The sequence below is a fragment of the Marinimicrobium sp. UBA4509 genome (genome assembly GCF_002388575.1).
Lineage (GTDB): Bacteria > Pseudomonadota > Gammaproteobacteria > Pseudomonadales > Cellvibrionaceae > Marinimicrobium > Marinimicrobium koreense.
Map to the genome: position 1 here is coordinate 27,499 of NZ_DGMV01000005.1, position 232 is coordinate 27,730.

The 232-nt window shown below is 62.1% G+C and carries 1 protein-coding gene; it reads right to left on the reverse strand.

Annotation, left to right across the window (positions count from 1 at the left end; translation table 11 throughout):
- A partial coding sequence (locus B3520_RS00375; protein WP_286875048.1) for a hypothetical protein occupies window positions 1–232 on the reverse strand: 232 nt, incomplete at both ends.

A 232-nucleotide genomic window follows, 5' to 3' on the forward strand; every position in this document is an offset into this window, starting at 1 on the left:
GACCGTGACCTGCCAGACCCGAAAACGCACCCGCCGACACAAAAATTCGGTATCAATATGCAGCCAGCTGCCGTCTTTCGCCTGAGCCCGGCGCAGGGGCAGGCTGCCCGGGTCGTTGTACAGATAGGTTTCCCGCTGCCAGCCGGTGTCATCCAGGCTCTGGTGGAAATAGCCCTGCTGATACAGCAGCCCCACGGCGACCACCGGTACACCCAGATCGCTGGCGGTTTTC